Origin of the sequence: Corallococcus sp. AB049A (assembly GCF_003668885.1) — a bacterium.
Classification (GTDB): domain Bacteria; phylum Myxococcota; class Myxococcia; order Myxococcales; family Myxococcaceae; genus Corallococcus; species Corallococcus interemptor.
Genome location: NZ_RAWL01000131.1, coordinates 1 through 20,201, shown reverse-complemented (window position 1 = coordinate 20,201; position 20,201 = coordinate 1). Strand labels below are relative to the sequence as shown.

The 20,201-nt window shown below is 71.9% G+C and carries 10 protein-coding genes; 4 read left to right on the top strand and 6 right to left on the bottom strand.

All coding sequences use genetic code 11. From position 1 onward, the window contains the following. On the top strand, positions 1-957 hold a 957-nt coding region (locus D7X55_RS16440; RefSeq protein ID WP_121723528.1), incomplete at its 5' end, for an MFS transporter. Between the two features lie 13 nt (positions 958-970). Continuing rightward, positions 971-11,296, top strand: coding sequence for a non-ribosomal peptide synthetase (locus D7X55_RS16435; RefSeq protein WP_121723527.1), 10,326 nt, complete (start codon positions 971-973; stop codon positions 11,294-11,296). On the opposite strand, the gene D7X55_RS16430 is transcribed toward D7X55_RS16435, so the two are convergent. The 4 genes from D7X55_RS16430 to D7X55_RS16415 form a co-directional block, all read right to left on the bottom strand. Further along, entirely contained in the window at positions 11,247-12,578 is a 1,332-nt protein-coding gene (locus D7X55_RS16430) for a hypothetical protein (protein WP_147470121.1), read from the bottom strand. The genes D7X55_RS16435 and D7X55_RS16430 overlap by 50 nt on opposite strands. Before the next feature lie 45 nt (positions 12,579-12,623). Further along, a complete protein-coding gene (locus D7X55_RS16425; protein WP_120549217.1) occupies positions 12,624-14,045 on the bottom strand; it encodes an RICIN domain-containing protein in 1,422 nt (473 codons plus the stop codon). Positions 14,046-14,115: 70 nt separating this feature from the next. Then, entirely contained in the window at positions 14,116-14,322 is a 207-nt protein-coding gene (locus D7X55_RS16420; RefSeq protein WP_121723525.1) for a YbdD/YjiX family protein, read from the bottom strand. After that, entirely contained in the window at positions 14,319-16,385 is a 2,067-nt protein-coding gene (locus D7X55_RS16415; RefSeq protein WP_121723524.1) for a carbon starvation CstA family protein, read from the bottom strand. The genes D7X55_RS16420 and D7X55_RS16415 overlap by 4 nt, the downstream gene beginning before the upstream one ends. On the opposite strand from D7X55_RS16415, the gene D7X55_RS16410 reads away from it, so the two are divergent. Both D7X55_RS16410 and D7X55_RS16405 read left to right on the top strand, forming a co-directional pair. Beyond that, positions 16,384-17,874 (top strand): S41 family peptidase, encoded by a 1,491-nt coding sequence (locus D7X55_RS16410; protein WP_158626377.1) that lies wholly within the window; start codon positions 16,384-16,386, stop codon positions 17,872-17,874. The two genes, D7X55_RS16415 and D7X55_RS16410, sit on opposite strands and share 2 nt — an antisense overlap. A gap of 93 nt (positions 17,875-17,967) precedes the next feature. Then, positions 17,968-18,201: a hypothetical protein gene (locus tag D7X55_RS16405; protein ID WP_120549219.1), complete on the top strand. Its 234-nt coding sequence runs from the start codon at positions 17,968-17,970 to the stop codon at positions 18,199-18,201. A gap of 15 nt (positions 18,202-18,216) precedes the next feature. Here the strand turns inward: D7X55_RS16405 and D7X55_RS16400 are convergent, their stop codons facing one another. Then, positions 18,217-19,713 (bottom strand): NAD(P)/FAD-dependent oxidoreductase, encoded by a 1,497-nt coding sequence (locus D7X55_RS16400; protein ID WP_233609874.1) that lies wholly within the window; start codon positions 19,711-19,713, stop codon positions 18,217-18,219. A 35-nt stretch (positions 19,714-19,748) separates the two neighbouring features. Then, positions 19,749-20,201, bottom strand: a 453-nt coding sequence (locus tag D7X55_RS16395) for a YafY family protein (protein WP_121723529.1), incomplete at its 5' end; no start/stop codon positions are given.

The window sequence follows — 20,201 nt, the reverse complement described above, 5'->3', positions numbered from 1 at the left end:
CTGCTGGCGGGGACGCTGGCGGCGCTGGCCTTCACCGGCGGGCTGACGGTGCGGTGGGTGGCGGTCATCTCCTTTCTCAACGGCTGCGCGGTGACGCTGTTCATGCCCGCGTTCTCCGCGCTCATCGCCGTATCGGTGCCGAAGGAGGACCTGCACAGCGCGCTCAGCCTCAACTCGGCCCAGGCCAACCTGGGGCGCATCTGCGGCCCCGCGCTGGCGGCGCTGCTCATCGCGCACGCGGACATCGGCTATGTGTTGCTGCTCAACACGCTGTCGTTCTGCGCGGTGATGCTGTCGCTGTTGGGCGTGCGCGGGGCTCCGGCCGCCGCGAAGCCCGCGTCGCCGGAGGGGCTGTGGGCGGGCATCGCGCGAGGCTTCCAGGTGGCGCGGGCGGACGAGGCGCTGATGATGGCCATGGGTGGCACGCTGGCCATCGCGCTGTGCATCGCCCCGTTCACGGCGCTGGCGCCGGTGATGGCCATCCGGGTGTTTGGCCAGGACGCGGGCGCCACGTCCATGCTGGTGACGGCGCAGGGCGCGGGCGCGTTCCTGGCGGCGCTGAGCGCGGGCACCCTGGCGGACTGGCTGGGACGGGCGCGGCTGTTGGAGGTGAGCCTGCTGCTCATCGGCCCGGTGGCGGCGGCGTACTGGCTGGCCCCGTCGCTGGGGTTCGCGACGGTGGCGGTGCTGCTGCTGGGGTCGCTCTACATGCTGACGCTCACGGGGCTGGCCACGATGTGCCAGACGCGGGTGTCCGGGGAGCTCCAGGCGCGCATCGCCAGCCTCAACTCCATGCTGCTCTTCGTCGGCTTCACCGTGGGCGTGTGGTCGCAGGGCGCGCTCGCGGACCGGCTGGGCGTCCGGGCCGTCATGGGGGGCGCGGCGTTCGGATTCCTCCTCTTCACCGTCCTGCTGCGCACGCTGCGCTCGCGCGGCTTCGCTGCCTACGAAACCTGACGGACCCACAACGATGACGACCTCCTCGCCGGTTGCTCCGGGCAAGAAGCGCATCCCGCTGCCCCTCGTCCCCAGGACGCAGGCGCTGCCGCTGTCCTTCATGCAGCAGCGCCTGTGGTTCCTGGCGCAGATGGAGGGCACGAGCGCCACGTACAACGTCTACTTCTTCGTGCGGCTCACGGGCGCGCTGGACGCGGGCGCGCTGGAGCGGGCCCTCCAGGGAGTCGTGGACCGGCACGAAGCGCTGCGCACCACGTTCGCCGCCGTGGACGGCCAGGCGGTGCAGCGCATCGCCCCCTCGCTGACGCTGACGCTGCGCAGGGAGGACCTGTCGGACGCGGCCGACCGGGAGCAGGCCTTGCGCGAGCACGCGGAAGCGGAGGCGCGCACGCCCTTCGACCTGGCGCGCGGGCCGCTGGTGCGGGCCACGCTGGTGCGGCTGTCGCCCGAAGCGCACGCCCTGCTCTTCGTCACGCACCACATCGTCTGCGACGCGGTGTCGCTGGGGTGGATGGCGAACGAGCTGAGCGCGCTCTACACCGCCGCCACGCGCGACGAACCGCCCCGGCTGCCGGAGCTGCCCGCGCAGTACGCGGACTTCGCGCACTGGCAGCGCCAGACGCTCACCGGTGACTTCCTGGAGGCCGAGCGCGCGTGGTGGAAGGAGCGGCTCTCCGGAGCACCGCCCGCGCTGGAGCTGCCCACGGACCGGCCGCGTCCGCCGCGTCAGACGTCGCGAGGCGCGGTGTACCGCCTGCCCATGCCGCAGGCCCTGGCCACCGGCATCCGCGAGCTGAGCCGCAAGGCGGCCGTCACGCCGTACATGACGCTGCTGGCGGCGTTCCAGGTGCTGCTGTCGCGCTACAGCGGGCAGGAGGACCTGGTGGTGGGCACGCCCGTGGCGGGGCGTGGACGGCGGGAGGTGGAGCGGCTCATCGGCTTCTTCGCCAACACGCTGGCGCTGCGGCTGGACACGTCCGGTGACCCGTCGTTCCAGGCGCTGCTCGGCCGCGTGCGCGAGGTGTGCCTGGGCGCGTACGCGCACCCGGACATGCCCTTCGAGCAGCTGGTGGACCTGCTCGTGCCGCAGCGCGACCCCAGCCGCTCGCCGCTGTTCCAGGCGATGTTCGTGCACGTGAACTCGCCGTGGGCCGCGCTGAAGTGGCCGGGCCTCACCGTGACGGAGCTGGACTTCGAGCCCGGCGTCGCGCGCTTCGACATCACCCTCTTCCTCTACGACGACCCCAGCGGCCTGGAGGCGCGCTGGGAGTACAACGCCGACCTCTTCGACGAGGCGACCATCGCGCGCATGGCCGCGCACTACGCGCGCCTGCTGGAGGGCGCCGTCGCGAAGCCCGAGGCTCGGGTGTCCACGCTGCCGCTCTTGACCGCGCGCGAGCGGGAACGCGCGGTGACGGACTGGAACGACACCGGCGCGGACGTGCCGGTGCACCCCGGCGTGCACGCCCTCTTCGAGGCCAGCGTGCGCCGGAGCCCGGACGCCATCGCGGTGCGCTTCGGAGGGGAGAGCCTCACGTACGCGGAGCTGGACCGGCGGGCCAACCGCGTGGCCCATGCGCTGCGCCAGCGCGGCGTGACGCCGGACACGGCGGTGGGGCTGTGCGTGGACCGCTCGCTGGAGCTGGCGGTGGGCGTGCTGGGCATCCTCAAGTCGGGCGCGGCCTACTGCCCGTTGGATCCGGCCTACCCGCCGGAGCGGCTGGCGCTGATGCTGGAGACGTCGCGCGCGAAGGTGCTCGTCACGCGGCGCTCGCTGGCGTCGGGGCTGCCGGAGGGCGGCGCGGAGCGGCTGTTCCTGGAGGATGACCTCTCCACGCCGGACACGCAGCCCGCGCCCGTGGGCGGCCCGGACACGCTGGCCTACGTCATCTTCACGTCGGGCTCCACGGGCGTGCCCAAGGGCGTGGCGATGCCGCACCGCCCGCTCTTCAACCTCATCCAGTGGCAGGTGCGCCGCTCCACCGCGCCCCGGGGGCGCACGCTCCAGTTCTCCGCGCTGAGCTTCGACGTGTGCTTCCAGGAGATGCTGCCCACGTTCGCGGCGGGCGGTGAGCTGGTGCTCCTGTCCGAGGACACGCGGCGCGACGGCCGGGCCCTGCTCACGTTGATGCGCGACCAGGGCGTGGAGCGCATCTTCCTTCCGTTCGTCGCCTTGCAGCACCTGGCGGAGGTGGCGGACTCGGACGGGCTGCTGCCCACGTCGCTCAAGGAGATCAACACCGCGGGCGAGCAGCTTCGCATGACGCCCGCGCTGCGGCGGCTGCTCCACGCGCTGGACGGGTGCGTGCTGGACAACCACTACGGCCCCACGGAGACGCACGCGGCCACGGCCCACGTGCTGAAGGACAACCCGGACGCGTGGCCGGACCTGCCGCCCATTGGCCGCACCATCACCAACGCGCGCACGTACCTGCTGGATGCCCGGTGGGAGCCGGTGCCCGTGGGCGTCGCGGGCGAGCTGTACATCGGCGGCGCGGGGCTGGCGCGCGGCTACCTGCACCGGCCGGACCTCACGGCGGAGCGCTTCATGCCGGATCCGCTGAGCCCGCATCCGGGCGCGCGGATGTACCGCACCGGTGACTTCGCGCGGTACCTGCCGGACGGCACGATGGAGTTCCTGGGACGGCGCGACGCCCAGGTGAAGATCCGCGGCTATCGCATCGAGCTGCCGGAGGTGGAGGCGGCGGTGGCGAAGCTGCCGGGCGTGAAGGACGTCGCGGTCATCGCGCGGGAGGACGCGGCGCGGGGCAAGCACCTGGTGGCGTACGTGGTGACGCAGCCCGGAGCGGACGTGGACGCGGGCGAGCTCAAGGCGGCGCTCCGCGACCGGCTGCCGGAGTACATGGTGCCCGCCGCCTTCCTGCTGCTGGACGCGTTCCCCCTCACCCCCAGCGGCAAGCTGGACCGGCGCGCGCTGCCCGCTCCGGACGACGACGCGGACTCGGGCCCGGACTTCGTGGCCCCGCGCACGCCCCTGGAGACGGAGGTGGCGGGGGTCTTCGCCGCGCTCCTGCGCCTGCCGCGCGTGGGCGCGCATGATCACTTCTTCGAACGGGGCGGCCACTCGCTGCTGGCGACCCAGGTGACGGCGCGGCTGCGCGACCGGCTCCAGGTGGAGCTGCCCGTGCGCGCCCTGTTCGAGTTCCCCACCGTGGAGGAGCTGGCCGCGCACGTGGCTTCGCTGCGGACGAAGGCGGGCGCGGAAGAACTGCCGCTCGTGCCCCGCCCGCGCGATGAGGTTCCCCCGCTGTCGTCGGCCCAGGCGCGCCTGTGGTTCCTCACCCGGATGGATCCGGACGGCTTCTCGTACAACCTGCCCTGGTTCACGCGCTGGAGCGGGCCGCTGGATGACGGCGCGTTGGAGCGGAGCCTCCAGGCGCTCGTGCGGCGCCATGAAGCGCTGCGCACCACCTTCGAGGAGCACCACGGGCAGCCGGTGCAGCGCATCGCCCCGGAGCTGGAGGTGCCGCTGCGGCGCGAGCGCGTGTCCTCGGAGGCAGAGCTGGTGCGGCGCGCGGAGGCGGAGGTGCGCACGCCGTTCGACCTGGCCCGGGGGCCGCTCGTGCGCGCGACGCTGGTGCACGTGCGGGATGGGGAGCACGCCCTGCTCGTCACCTTCCACCACATCATCTGCGACGGCTGGTCGCTGGGCGTGGTGGAGCGTGAGCTGACGGCGCTCTACCGCGAGGCGACGGGAGGCGGTCCGGCCGCACGGATGCCCCTGTCCCTCCAGCCCGCGGACTTCGCGCGCTGGCAGCGGCAGACCTGGGTGGGCGCGGCGCTGGAGGAACGGCTCGGGTGGTGGAAGGCCCGGCTCCAGGACGCACCGGCGTTCCTCGACCTGCCCACGGACCGGCCGCGTCCAGCGGTGCAGACCTTCGAGGGCGCGCACCTGTCGCGGAAGGCCTCGCCCGCGCTGTCACGGGCCCTGGAGGCGCTGGCCCAGCAAGAAGGCGCCACCCCCTTCATGCTGCTGCTCGCGGGCTTCCACGCGCTGCTCGCGCGCTACAGCGGGCAGGACGACCTCGTCATCGGCGCGCCGCTCGCGGGCCGTGAGCGCCAGGAGCTGGAGGGACTGGTCGGCTTCTTCATCAACACCGTCCCCCTGCGCATCGCCGCGCCCAGGGACGCGAGCTTCCGCGACCTGGTGGGCCGCGTGCGCGACCTCACGCTGGAGGCCTTCGCGCACCAGGACATGCCCTTCGAGCAGCTGGTGCGCGCGCTCCAGACCGAACGCGACCCCAGCCGCGCGCCGCTGTTCCAGGTGATGTTCGTGCTCCAGAACGCCGGAGGCGCCGCGGCGAGCGCCCTGCCGGACCTGTCCGTGGCGCCGCTGGACGTCGAGACAGGGATGGCGAAGTTCGACCTCACCCTCTTCGCCCAGCCGTCCGCAGAGGGCCTGGACTTCGTCTGGGAGTACAACACCGCCCTCTTCGACGAAGCGACCGTCGCGCGCATGGCCGAGCACTACACGCGCCTGCTCGCGGCCGCCATCGCGCAAGTGGATCAACCCGTGGCCCGGCTCCCGCTGCTCGCCGACGAGGAGCGCCAGCGGCTGCTGTACACCTGGAACGACACGCACGCGGACTACCCGCGCGAGGCGTCGCTGACCGCGCTCTTCGAGGAGCAGGCCGCACGAACGCCCCAGGCCATCGCGCTGGAGTTCGAAGGCCGCCAGCTGACGTACTCGGCGCTGGACGCACGCGCGAACCAGCTCGCGCACCACCTGCGCGCGCTGGGCGTGGACGTGGGCACGCCGGTGGGCCTGTGCACGGGCCGCTCGCTGGAGATGGTCGTGGCCACGCTGGCCATCCTCAAGGCGGGCGGGGCCTACGTCCCGTTGGATCCGGCCTATCCCACCGGGCGCCTGCTCTTCATGGCCCGCGACACGCGCCTGCCGGTGCTGCTGGCCCAGCCCGGACAGGAGGCGAAGCTCGCGGCGCTGGAGGCGCGCGTGGTGCCGCTGGAGCCGTCATGGGACGCCTTCGCGCGCGAGCCCACGCAGGCGCCGCGCGTCACCGTGCCCGCGGACGCACTGGCCTACGTCATGTACACGTCCGGCAGCACCGGCCGGCCCAAGGGCGTGTGCATCCCGCACCGGGGCGTGGTGCGGCTGGTGAAGGGAGCGACGTACGCGCGCTTCGGCCCGGAGGAGGTCCTGCTCCAGCTGGCGCCCATCTCCTTCGACGCGTCGACGCTGGAGCTGTGGGGCGCGCTGCTGCATGGCTCGAAGCTCGTGGTCATGCCGCCGCAGCCGCCCTCGCTGGAGGAGCTGGCCCGGGTGCTGGAGCACCAGGGCATCACCACGCTGTTCATCACCACGGCCCTCTTCAACCAGATGGCGATGTTCCAGCCCCGTGCGCTCGCACGCATGCGGCAGGTGATGTCAGGCGGCGAGGCGATGTCGCCGCTGGCCGCCCGGCAGGTGCGCGAGGCGGGCCGGGACGTCATCAACGTCTACGGCCCCACGGAGAACACCACCTACTCCACCGCCCATCCGCTGGAGGGCACGGTGGACGACGGCCGCCCCGTGCCCATCGGCCGGCCCATCACGAATACGCAGGCCTACGTGCTGGACGCGCTGGGCGCCCCGGTGCCGGTGGGCGTCGCGGGCGAGCTGTACCTGGGCGGTGACGGGCTCGCGTGGGGCTACCTGCACCAGCCCGCGCAGACCGCGGAGCGCTTCGTGCCGAATCCGTTCAGCACGACGCCCGGCGCGCGGCTGTACCGCACGGGAGACAAGGTGCGGTGGCGGGCGGACGGCGTGCTCGACTTCCTGGGCCGGACCGACGCGCAGGTGAAGGTGCGCGGCTTCCGCATCGAGCCCGGCGAAATCGAGGCCACGCTCAAGGCATCCCCTGGCGTGGAGGACGCGGGCGTCGTCGTGCGCGAGGACACTCCCGGCGACAAGCGGCTGGTGGCCTACGTCGTCGGCGCGCGCCTGGACGTGGGGGGACTGCGTGCGTGGCTCACCGCGCGGCTGCCGGCGCACATGGTGCCCTCCGCGTTCGTGAAGCTGGAGCGGATGCCGCTGTCTCCGTCGGGGAAGGTGGACCGCAAGGCCCTGCCCGCGCCGGACACGCAGACGGGCCCGGGCTCCTACGTGGCGCCGCGTGAGGGCTGGGAGACCCTGGTGGCGGAGGTGTGGGCACCGCTGCTGGGCGTGCCCCGCGTGGGAGCGCGCGACCACTTCTTCGAGCTGGGCGGACACTCGCTCCTCGCCACGCGGGTGGTGTCGCGGCTGCGGGACATGCTCCAGCGCGACGTGCCGCTTCGTCTGCTGCTGGAGGCCCCGACGGTGGCCGGGTTCGCGCAGCGGCTGGAGGCCCTCCACAAGGGAGGCCATGGCGCGCCGGTGGCGCCCATCGTCGCGGCATCGCGGGACAAGCCGAGGCCCCTGTCCTTCGCGCAGCAGCGCCTGTGGTTCCTCGCGCGGCTGGACCCTCAGGGGAGCGCGTACAACGTCCCCTTCTTCTTCCACCTCGACGGTCCGCTGGACGTCCCGGCGCTGGAGGGCGCGCTGGATGGGCTCATCCACCGGCATGACGCCCTGAGGACCACATTCAGCGATGACGGCGGCCAGCCGGTGCAGCACGTCGTGGAGCACCGGCCGTTCACGCTCGCGCTGGAGTCCCTGGACGGGGACACGCTGCTGCGTGCGCGCGCGGAAGCGGAGGTGAAGAAGCCCTTCGACCTGGAGCACGGCCCGCTGGTGCGCGGCACGCTGATCCGCACGGCCCCGGAGGGGCACGCGCTGCTGCTCGTCATGCACCACATCGTGTGTGACTTCGGGTCCATCAACATCCTGGTGCGCGAGCTGAAGGCGCTCTACACGGCACATCAGCAGGGCGAAGCGCTGGAGCTGCCGCCCCTGCCCATCCAGTACCCGGACTTCGCCGGGTGGCAGCGCCAGGTGTTGGCCGGAGAGCCGCTGGAACTCCAGCGCACGTGGTGGAAGCAGCACCTGGAGGGCGCGCCGCCGACGCTGGAGCTGCCCACGGATCGGCCCCGGCCGCCCGTGCAGACCTACCAGGGGCTCCAGCTTCCGCGTCCCCTGCCCGCGTCGTTCCCCGGCGCCGTGCAGGCCCTGGCGCGCGACGCGGGCGTCACGCCGTTCATGCTGCTGCTCGCGGGCTTCCACGCGCTGCTCTCGCGTCACAGCGGTCAGGATGACGTCGTCATCGGTACCCCCATCGCGGGGCGCGGCCGGCGCGAGGTGGAGGACCTCATCGGCTTCTTCACCAACACGCTGGCCCTGCGCGTGAAGGCCTCTGGAGCAGAGAGCTTCCGCGCGCTCCTGGGCCGCGTGCGGGACGCCTGCCTGGGCGCCTATGCCCACCAGGACATGCCGTTCGAACAGCTCGTGGACGCGCTGGTCCCCACGCGGGACCTGAGCCGTTCCCCGCTGTTCCAGGTCATGTTCGTCTTCCAGAGCGGAGGCGCGACCTGGGAGCTGCCCGGCCTCCACATCCGCGCCCTGGACTTCGAGCCGGGCATGGCGAAGTTCGACCTCACCCTCTTCGTGCGCGAGACGCCAGAGGGCTGGGGAGCGATCTGGGAGTACAACACCGCCCTCTTCGACGAGGCCACGGTGGCGCGCTTCGCGGACCACTACACGCGCCTGCTCGAAGGCGCGCTCGCGGCGCCGGACGCGGCCCTGGGCACCCTGCCCCTGCTCGCGGACGCAGAGCGGCGGCAGCTGGCGGCCTGGGCACACCAGCCGGTGTCCTTCCCCGCCGTGCCGAGCGTCCACGCGTTCTTCGAGGCCACCGCCACGCGCACGCCCGACGCCATCGCGGTGCGCTTCGGAGACGCGACGCTCACGTATGGAGAACTGGAGCGCCGCGCGAACCAGCTCGCGCACCACCTGCGCAAGCTGGGCGTGGGCCCCGACGTCCGCGTGGGCATCCACCTGCGGCGCTCGCTGGAGCTGCCCGTGGCGGTGCTGGGGACGCTCAAGGCGGGAGGCGCGTACGTGCCGCTCGATCCGGCCTATCCGCCGGAGCGGCTGGCCGCGATGCTCCAGGCCTCCGGCGCGACGGTGCTGCTCACCACGCGCGAGCTGCGCGGCGTCCTGGAGACGGGCGCGACGCAGGTGCTGGAGCTGGATGCGCGGGCGGACGCACTGGCCCGCGAGTCCGGCGCGCGGCCCGAACTCCAGGGCAACGCCCAGGCGCTCACCTACGTCATCTTCACCTCCGGCTCCACCGGGACGCCCAAGGGCATCGCGATGCACCGCGAGGCCCTGGTGAACCTGCTGCACTGGCAGCTGGGGGACTCGGTGGCGCCCGGGGCGCGCACGCTCCAGTTCTCCGCGCTGAGCTTCGACGTGTCGTTCCAGGAGCTCTTCGCGACCTGGGCCGCGGGCGGTGAGCTGGTGCTCCTCACCGAGGAGCTTCGCCGCGACCCCAGCCAGCTGCTGACCCTGCTGGAGGACGCGGGCATCGAACGGTTCTTCATGCCCTTCGTCGCGCTCCAGAACCTGGCGGAAGCCGCCGAGCGCGAAGGCCGCCATCCCCGCCGCGTGCGGGAGGTGATGGTCGCGGGCGAGCAGCTGCGCATGACGCCCGCCATCCGCCGCTTCATGAAGCGCATGGGCGCGGTGCTGCACAACCACTACGGCCCGTCCGAAGCCCACGCGGTGACGTCGCTGTCCCTGAAGGGAGATCCGGACACGTGGCCGGCGCTGCCCTCCATCGGCCGGCCCTTGAGCAACGTGCCCGTGTACGTGCTGGACGCGAACCTCCAGCCCGTGCCCCGGGGCGTCACGGGCGAGCTGTACGTGGGAGGCGTGCAGGTCGGCCGCGGCTACCTGAACCAGCCCGGCCTCACCGCCGACCGCTTCATCCCGGATCCGCTCGGCGCCACGCCGGGAGGCCGGCTGTACCGCACGGGCGACTGGGCGCGGCACCTGCCGGACGGCACGCTGGAGTACCTGGGCCGGCGGGACGCGCAGCTCAAGGTGCGCGGCTTCCGCATCGAGCTGGGAGAGATTGAAGCCGCGCTCGCGCAGCACCCCTCGGTGCGTGACTGCATCGTTGACGCGCGCGACGACGGAGGCGGCCAGAAGCAGCTGGTGGCCTGGGTGGTGAACGCGGCCGGGCAGGCGCTGGACGTCACGGCGCTGCGCGGCTTCCTCAAGGAACGGCTGCCGGACTACATGGTGCCCGCGCGCTGGGTGGCGGTGGAGAGGTTCCCGCTGACGCCCTCGGGCAAGGTGAACCGCAAGGCCCTGCCCGCGCCGGAAGGGGGCCGCGAACCGTCAGGCGCCCTGCTCGGGCCGCGCACGCCGCTGGAGCTTCAGCTCGTGCGCATCTGGGAGGAGGTGCTGGGCGTGCATCCCATTGGCGTGCGCGACAACTTCTTCGAGCTGGGCGGGCACTCGCTGCTGACGCTGCGCCTGCAGTCCGCCATCCACGCGCGGCTGGGCCGGTCCCTGCCGGTGGCGGCGCTCTTCCAGAACCCCACCGTGGAGCACCTGGCGGGCCTGCTCCGGGACGCCGCGCCCTGGACACCCCTGGTCGCGCTCCAGCAGGGACAAGAGGGCGTGCGGCCCTTCTTCTGCGTCCACGCGGTGGGCGGCAGCGTCGTGCCCTACGCGGAGCTGGCCCGGGCGCTGGGCCCGGCGCAGCCGTTCTACGGACTCCAGGCCCGGGGCCTCGACGGCGAGCAGCCGCCTTGCGACTCCATCCCGGAGATGGCGGCCCTGTACGTGCGCGCGGTGCGCGAGGTCCAACCGCACGGCCCCTACCTGCTGGGCGGCTGGTCGTTGGGCGGCGCCGTCGCGTGGGAGATGGCCCACCAGCTGCGGCGCGAGGGTGAGACGGTGGCACTGGTCGCGCTGCTCGACTCGTCCGCGAGCCTGCACTTCGGCAACCCGGACGACGTGAACGCGAAGGCGCGGCTGAGCGCGAACTTCCTGGAGGATCTGCTGCGCGCCTCGGGTCAACCGCTGCCACCGAACGAAGGGCTCTCCCCCACCCGGTGGAAGGAGGTGCTGGAGGAAGCGAGCCGGCCGCTGTTCGTCGCGGAGCAGTCACTGCACCAGCTCCGCCACGCGTTCGAGGTCCACCTGAACGCAGGCTGGGTCTACCAACCGCCACCGGCCAGCGGGCCCTTCACCGTCTTCGAAGCGGAGGGCTCACGCTGGGACCACGGCTGGGCCGCCTACGCGCCCGGCGGGATGGACGCGCACACCGTGCCCGGAGACCACTACTCCTTCCTCAAGCCCCCGCACCTCCAGGTGCTGGCCGCGAAGCTGGGTGACGCTATCGCGAAGGCGCAGCACGCACCCGGATCCACCACCCGGTGGGGTTGATGGGTACGCCCGCCTCCGCGCCTGGCGTCTCGCGCGTCACGCGGATGAGGTGGGCGGTCCGGGCCCAGTCGCTCTCGGGCCCCCACGGCTCGAAGCTCCACCGGGGGAAGGCCAGCACCCACACGCAGACGCACAGGCCCGCGGCCAGGGAGAGCCGCAACCGCGCGAGCGCCGCCACCCAGAGGAGGAGCCCCGCCGGCAGCGCGAACAGCATGTAGCGATCCTCCACGACACCCGGGTCACGGAAAGCGCCGAACGTGGGGTACTCGGCGGAGCCGGCGCGCACGTACCAGGTGAGCGGAATCAACAGGAAGACGCATGCACAGGAGGCCAGCAGCAGCGCGCGCGGACGCGCGGGCACCCGGCGAAGGCCCAGCACGAGCACCGCGACGAACCCGCACGCCACCAGAATCCGCACCGCGAGCGGCCTGCGGAAGTACGACAACGTCCCGCCATCCCCCAGCACGGGATACAGCACATAGCGGACGTTGAACGTGTTCCAGAGGTGCTCGGCCATGCGGGACAGCGGCCAGGTGGCGAAGTCCGAAGCGGGCATGCCCGACTGACGGAAGAGCACCATGTTCACCCCCGCGGGCACGGTCAGCGCCACCGCCGCCAGCGCCTCCATGACGACCTCGCGCCGGGGCCGGCCATCGCGCCACCGCATCGCCCCGCGCAGCAGGAAGACCGGCGCCAGCAGCACCGCTTCGCCGGAGCTCGACGCCGCCGCGAGCAGCACCCCGGCGTCGGCGAGCCCCAGCGGGCGCTCCAGGTCCTGGAGCGCCACCAGCATGACCCCATAGAAGAGGACGGAGTGGAGGTTGGCCAGGTTGCCCATCACCTCCCACGTGCCCGGCAGGAAACACAGCGCCACGGCGGCGAGGACGCGGACCCCGTCATGGGACACCAGCCAGCGGTAGCCGGCCCGCGCGATGAGCGCGAACACCGCCGCGTCCACGGCCAGGGTGAGCAACGCCAGCCCCAGCGCGAACGCTTCGATGGGCAGCAGCGACAGCCCCCAGGCCATCAGCCGGGGAACGACGTGCAGGTAGCCCGCGTAGGGCAGGAACGTTGCGCCAAAGCCATGCGCGAGCGCGTCCGCCAGGAACACCGTCCCGTCCTCCGCCCACAGGTGCGCCTGGGCAAGCCGGGCGTGCGACCGCAGCGCCAGCACCGCGAAGCACAGCCCCAGCGCCGTCGCATAGGGAGCGCGCAGCCGCGCCCATCCCAGGTCGATGGGACGGCGGAGCAGGCGCGAGCGCGGGGAGGAGGAGTCAGCCATCGCGGCGCCCATATACCATCCACCCCGCGCCCGCCGCCGTGCGGACTACAGCGCTTCCAGCCGGAACTGCTGGCAGTCGTTGTTGGACCAGGTCCACTGCTGGAGGAGCGTGCCGTCACCGCTGCCCTGGAGGCAGCCCGTCACGTCCAGCACCTTGCCGCTGTGCCGGGCCTCCAGGCGGAAGTAGCCGTTGCCCAGGTCCACCGGCTTGAACTGCTGGTTGCTCCCGCTGCTGTAGCTCCACTGCTGGAGCTTCGCGCCGTCCGCCGTGCTCACGTCGCGCACGTCCAGCGCCTTGCCGCTGTAGCGCGACACGAAGCGGTAGTAGCCGCTGTCCGTCGCCTCCATGGACCACTGCTGGCTCGTGCCCGTGTGGCAGGCCCACTGGTGGATGCTGGCGCCGTCCGCCGTGCTGGGGCCGTTGATGTCCACGCAGCGGCCGGAGGCCTTGTTCACCAGCCGGTACGCGCCCGTGCCGCCGCCCGTGCCCTGCGCCACGGAGTAGATGGCGTTGAGCAGCGACGTGCTCCCCGACGTGTCCTGGGACAGCTCCCAGATCATCACGCCGCCGTTCTGCCTGCCCAGCTGCGTCTTCGCCTGGATGGTCGCGATGCCGTTGTAATAGACGTCCCCCACGTTGTCCTTGTAGGGCGCCTGCGAATCGCGCGCGACCAGCTCCGAGTACCCCACGTAGCTCGACGGCGAGCGCCCGTAGAACGGCACGCCCAGCACCGCCTTGGACGCCGGCAGCCCGCGCCCCTTCCAGTAGTTGAGCGACTGGACCGCCAGGTCATACGTCGAATGCGGCTGCCCGCCGTCGTAGGCCATGATGTTGAGGAAATCGACGTCGTTGAACACCGACGCCGGCACGCCGCCGCCCGTGTAGCCATTGGCCACCACCGCCGCCGTGAGCAGCTTGCCCCGGCTGTGCATCGCGGTGCCCAGCTGGTTCATCAGGAGCGCGTAGTTGTTCCCCGACGCGCCGGGGTCCGGGTACTCCCAGTCGATGTCCACGCCGTCCAGCCCGGCCGCGTTGACGAAGTTCACCACGTTGTTCACGAACGCCGTGCGCGAGGTGGCGTTGGCCGCCATCTGCTCGAAGCCACTGTCATTGCCGTCGTTCCAGCCGCCTACGGCAATGAGCACCTTCACGCCCTGCGCATGCGCCTGCGTCACCAGCGAGCGCAGCCGCGCGTCAGAGCTGCTCACCCCCGTGAGCCCACCGGACGCGGTAGGCAGCGCGAACGCGTAGTTGATGTGGGACAGCTTCGAGTACTGCAGCGTGTTCACGTCCCCCGCCCACGTCGGCAGGTAGCCCACCACGCGCGTGGACAGCACGGCCGCCTTCACCTGCCCCAGGGGCTCGACGGAGTCGGGCGCTTCCTCCGGGCCCGAGCAGCCACCCAACGATGCGAGAAACACGGCGCCCAGCGCCCACGTGCGGAACGGCGTCGAGGTACGAGACACGGCGGACTCCTGCGAAGGGGTTGTACGGGCTTGACCCGTAAAACCCACTAAGCAGTTTTATCCGAAAGACTCAACAACACCGGCCGCCACCGCCGCGGTAGCGGGCCTGGAGGCGGTCGTTGAAAAACTCCGCGTAGGTCATCACCGCCCGGTCCGGATGGTGACGGCGCATGTGGGCCACGTAGGTGTCGTAGTCCGGCACGCCAATCATCGACCGGGCCGTGCGCACGGCCTGGCGCCAGCCATGCCGCAGCGCCTCGATGAACGCGCGCCTCACGGCTTCACCGGGAGGGCGGCGGCCACGTAGGGCGTCTCGTGCGAGGTGGGCACCGGTGACTTCCGGGCCTGGAGCGCGGCGCGCACGCCGAAGAGCACCGTGGCCACCACGACGATCATGAAGAACACGGTGAGGCCCGCATCCAGATAGTCATTGCGGATGATGGCCTCCATCTCCTCCACGGACTTCGCGGGGGCGATGAGGCGCCCTTCCGTCACCGCCTGCGAGAAGGCCCGTGCGTGGGCCACGAAGCTCACGCGCACGTCGCCGCCGAAGACCTTCTGGAAGCCGGCGGTGACGGTGCACAGCACCAGCCACGCGGCGGGGATGCCGGGCACCCAGACGTAGCGCTCGCGCTTCATCTTCACCAGGGCCACGCAGCCCAGCGTGAGCGCCACCGCGGCGAGCATCTGGTTGGCGATGCCGAACAGCGGCCACAGCGTGTTGATGCCGCCCAGCGGATCCACCACGCCCTGGTAGAGGAAGTAGCCCCAGGCGGCCACGCACAGCGCGGTGGCCAAGAGATTGGCGCCCCAGGACTCCGTGCGCTTGAGCGGCGCGTACACCAGGCCCGCCAGCTCCTGAATCATGAAGCGCCCCACGCGCGTGCCGGCGTCCACGGTGGTGAGGATGAAGAGCGCCTCGAAGAGGATGGCGTAGTGGTACCAGAAGGCCATCATCCCCTGCCCGGACACCAGCCCGTGGAGGATCTGCGCCATGCCCACCGCCAGCGTGGGCGCACCACCCGCGCGGGACAGGATGGTCGTCTCACCGATATCGCGCGCCGTCTGCTCCAGCACCTCCGGGGTGATGACGAAGCCCCACTGGCTGAGCGTCGCCGCCGCCTGCGTCGCGCTGGTGCCGATGAGCGCCGCGGGCGAGTTCATGGCGAAGTACACGCCCGGCTCCAGCACGGACGCGGCGATGAGCGCCATGATGGCCACGAAGGCCTCCATCAGCATGGCGCCGTAGCCCACGAGCTTCGCGTCCCCTTCCGTCGCCAGCATCTTCGGCGTGGTGCCGGACGCGATGAGCGAGTGCCACCCGGACACCGCGCCGCACGCGATGGTGATGAAGAGGAACGGGAAGAGGCTGCCGGAGAACACCGGCCCGGAGCCGTCCACGAACCGCGTCACCGCCGGCATCTTCATGTGCGGCGCCGCCAGCACGATGCCCACCGCCAGGAGCAGCACGGTGCCAATCTTGAGGAAGGTGGACAGGTAGTCGCGCGGCGCGAGCAGCAGCCACACCGGCAGCACCGCCGCGCAGAACCCGTAGCCGATGAGCAGCCACGCCAGCGTGCGGCTGTCGAAGGTGAACCAGGGGCCCCAGGTGGCGGACTCGGAGACCTGGCCGCCCAGCCAGATGCTGAGCATCAGCAGCACGAAGCCGGCGATGGACACCTCCAGCACCTTGCCGGGCCGCACGTAGCGCAGGTACAGGCCCATGGCCACGGCGATGGGGATGGTCATCGCCACGGTGAACGTGCCCCAGGGGCTGTGCGTCAGCGCCTTCACCACCACCAGCGCCAGCACCGCGAGGATGATCATCATGATCATCAGCACGCCCACCATGGCCGTCACGCCGGCCGCGGGCCCCAATTCCATGCGCACCATGTCGCCCAGCGACTTGCCGTCGCGGCGCACGGACAGGAACAGCGTCACGAAGTCCTGCACCGCGCCGGCCACCACCACGCCCGCCAGAATCCAGAGCGTGCCGGGCAGGTAGCCCATCTGCGCCGCCAGCACCGGGCCCACCAGCGGCCCCGCGCCCGCGATGGCCGCGAAGTGGTGGCCGAAGACGACCCAGCGGTCCGTGGGCACGTAATCCAGGCCGTCATTGCGGCGCTCGGCGGGGGTCGCGCGCGAAGGGTCCACCTGGAGCGCTTTTTCGGCAATGAAACGGCCGTAGAAACGATATCCAAGCATGAACACCGAAACCGAGGCGATCACCAGCCAGATGGCGCTGATGGACTCCCCACGGTGCAGTGCCACCACGCCCAGGCAGAAGGCACCGGCCAGCGCCAGGGCCACCCACCCCAACTTCCGAGCGACTCCACCCATGATGTCTCCCATCAGCGGGCAGGCCCTCCCCACCGCGCGCGAGGTTTATAGCCCACCGCTCGCGGCGCCCCGCCCCACTCATGATGTCGTGTCGAGTGGTGGAGGAAGTTGGCGCAAGGGCGTTCTCCTCGTCCTCGCGGGCCTGCTCACCGCGTGCGCCACGCCGCACGGCACTTCGAAGGCGAGCACCCGGGACGAGGATGGGGTGTGGCGCTCGCGAGGCTACGGCTGGCTGCTGTCCGTGACGCCGGAGGGGATGCGGCTGCACCAGGAGACGGCGGCGGGGTGCTATGCGGATCCGTCCTCCACGGCGGAGCTGAAGGAGATGTTCGGGCTCCAGGAGCCGGGGCCGTCGGCGGACGTGCGGGACTTCTTCGGAGCACCGGGAGAGACGCGCTACCGCTTCGACCGTGTGCCCGCCCTGCCCGCCGGCTGCGACACGCCGCGCACGTGGAACGCGCTGGAGCTGTTCGATGTGTTCCGGGCGACGTTCGCGGAGCACTACGCCGCCTTCCCCCAGCGCGCTCCGGACTGGCTGGCCCGGCTGGATGCGCAGCGCTCGCGGGTGACGCCGGACATGGACGGCCGCTCGCTGTTCACCCTCTTCGCGGACGCGCTGCGTTCGCTGAACGACGCGCACGTGGGGCTGATGGCGGACACGCTGACGTACGAGCCCCACCCCACGGGGACGTTCGAGCTGCTGGAGCAGGCATCGCGGGCCATGCAGCGCCCCGTGCGGGACGTGCAGCGGGAATGGATGCGCGCGTACCGCGACGGCATCCTCCAGACGGTGCTGCGCGGAGAGGGACACCACGTTGGAAACCAGCGCGTCCTCTGGGGCTTCGCGGCGCCGCGCGTCGGCTACCTCAACCTGCTGACGATGGGCGGCTTCGTCGCCGGTGAGGAAGGCCAGACGCCCACGCTGGCCCAGGAGCTGGCCGCGCTGGAGCCGGTGCTGGACGAAGCGCTGACCGCCTTCGCGGGCGCGGACGCGGTCATCCTGGACGTGAGCAACAACCGGGGCGGCCATGACGCCGTGGCCCGCGCCGTCGCGGAGCGCTTCACGGCCCGACCCCGGCGCGCGTATTCCAAGTGGGCCACGGGCGCGAAGGACGTCCCGCCGCAGGAGTTCACCCTCCAGCCCTCACCGCGCCCGTCCTTCCACGGGCCGGTGTACGTGGTGACGAGCGACGTCACGGTGAGCGCGGGAGAGGTCCTCACGCTCGCCCTGCGGGCACTCCCGAACGTGATCCACGTGGGCACGGCCACGCGGGGCGCGTTCTCCGACATGCTCATGAAGCCGCTGCCCAACGGGTGGACGGTGCACCTGTCCAACGAGCACTACGCCGACGCGCGGGGCCAGGACCACGAGGCCCGGGGCCTGCCGCCCCAGCGTCCCCTGGAGATCTTCAAGAGCGAGGACCTGTGGCACTCGCACGCGCAGGCCCTGCGTGCGTTGGCGGACTCACTGGTGCCCCCCAGGCCGTAGGGAGCAGGCGGCCCTCCACCGCGTGCCATTCCGTCCGGGAAGTCCTACCTCTCCTCTCGGGAGTCCATACGCCGTTCCAGAGGAGCACGCCCGATGCCGACCCGTTCCCCCACCCGCAGGAGCGTCACGCGCACGCGGCGCCTGAAGGATCCGAAGGGCGGCCCCATGGTGGATGACAAGGGAGAGCCCACGCGCCTCGCGCTCTCCGCCCGCGCCTGGGGCGAGCCGGTGCCCAAGGACAACGCGGGCGCGAAGCGGCTCGCCGCCAAGGGAACGAAGCTCCTGGAGCGCTACCACGCGGCGCAGGAGCGCGCGAAGCGCTCCTGAACCCCCCTCATCGCCTCATGGCCGGAGCGCGCGAGGGGCAGCCACCCGGGGAAGCGTGACGTAGTCCGACGGCTCGAAGTGCTCCACCCGGTGGCGGAAGGCCGTGGAGGAGCCGGGCCACAGCGCGGAGTTGCGCCCCGTGGCATCCATGTACCAGCTCCGGCATCCCCCCTGGCTCCACACCGTGCGGGACAGCCGTGCATCCAGCTCACGCACGAAGGCGTCCTGTGCGCCTGGAGCCGGCTCCACGGCGGCGGCGCCCCGGGCCTCCAGGTAGCGCAGCGCCCCCAGCACGTGCTCCACCTGCGCCTCCATCATCAACAGCACGGAGGTGTGGCCCAGGGTGGTGTGGGGCCCCTGAAGCAGGAAGAGGTTGGGGAAGCCGCTCACGGTGGTGCCCAGGAAGGCCCGGGGACTGCCCGCCCATACCTGCGCGAGCGTCCGTCCGTCCCGGCCCTGGAGGTGGTGCGCCAGGGGCATGTCCGTCGCCTGGAACCCGGTGCCGAAGACGAGCGTGTCCACCGGGTGGACGGCGCCGTCGCCGGTGACGACCGCGTCCTCAAGCACCTCGCGGATGGGCGCGGTGACGACCTCCACGTTCGGGCGCGTGAGGGCCGGCAGATAGTCGTCGGAGACGACGATGCGCTTGCACCCCATCGTGTACCGGGGCGTGAGCCGGTCGCGGAGCGCAGGGTCCTTCACCGTCTTCAGCATGTGCCGGAGCACCCATCGCTGCGCGAGCCGGAAGATCCACGGGTGCTGGAAGCCCAGGGCCAGGCTGTCGCGCAGGATGCGGAGCGCCCCACGAAGCAGCCACCGCACGCCCGGCACCCGCCGGTACAGGGCCTTCCGCAGGGCGCTGTTGGGCTTGTCCCACCGGGGCAGGACCCACGCGGGCGTGCGCTGGAAGAGGACGAGCCGGCCCACCTCCGGCTGGATGGCCGGGACGATCTGCACCGCGGACGCGCCCGTGCCCACCACCCCGACCCGGCGCCCGGCCACCGGGTAGCCCGTATCCCACCGCGCCGAGTGCATCACCTTGCCCCGGAAGCGCTCCAGCCCGGGCAGGGGTGGAATCACGGGCTCGCTCAACGTGCCCACCGCCGACACGAGCACGTCCGCGGTGAGGGTGCCGTGGGAGGTCTCCAGCACCCAGCGCCGCGCCGTCACGTCCCACGCCGCGCGGAGGACCGAGTGCCCCAGGCGCAGGAAGGGCTCGAGATGGAAGCGCCGCACGCAGTCGCGCAGGTACTCCTGGATCTCCCAGCCCGGAGAGTAGGCGCGCGACCAGCCGGGGTTCGGCACGAAGGAGAACGAATACAGCAGCGACTGCACGTCGCACGCGCAGCCGGGATAGACGTTGTCCCGCCAGACGCCCCCCACGTCCTTCGCGCGCTCCAGGACGACGAAGCCGCAAAGGCCTTCCTGCTTCAACCGGATGGCCATGCCCAGGCCGGCGAAGCCCGCGCCCACGATGGCGACGCGGACGTGCTGCTGAGGATGGGACGACACCGGGGACACCTCCTGGGGAGGCAGGCGCACGCGGGTCAGGCGCCCACCACCTCCGCGCGGGTGATGCGGTCCAACCGGAAGTGGCGCCGCTCCCCGGACGCGAGGTCCACCGCGTCCAGCCGCGTCTCGTGCCGGTCCATCACCACGGACTCGATGCGCACCTCGCGCACCGTCTCCAGGAAGTTGCTGTCCACGTAGGTGATGCGCAGCGGCTGGCGCTCGAACCACGCGCGCTCCAACGCTTCACGCACGGGCTTGCGCGTGGGCAGCGACGGCACGCCCAGGAACGTCAGCTCGCGCAGCCGCGCCAGCAATTCGCGCTGCGCGGACGTGGACAGCGCGGAGCGCACCTTGTCCAGCGCCGACTCCAGCGTCCCCGTGAAGGGCAACAGCCGCATGTCGATGGCGAAGCGGCCCAGCGCCACCACCAGCGCCGCCTCGCGAGCGGTGAAGTTCACCGGCGGCAGGCTGTAGCCCCGGTCCAGCGC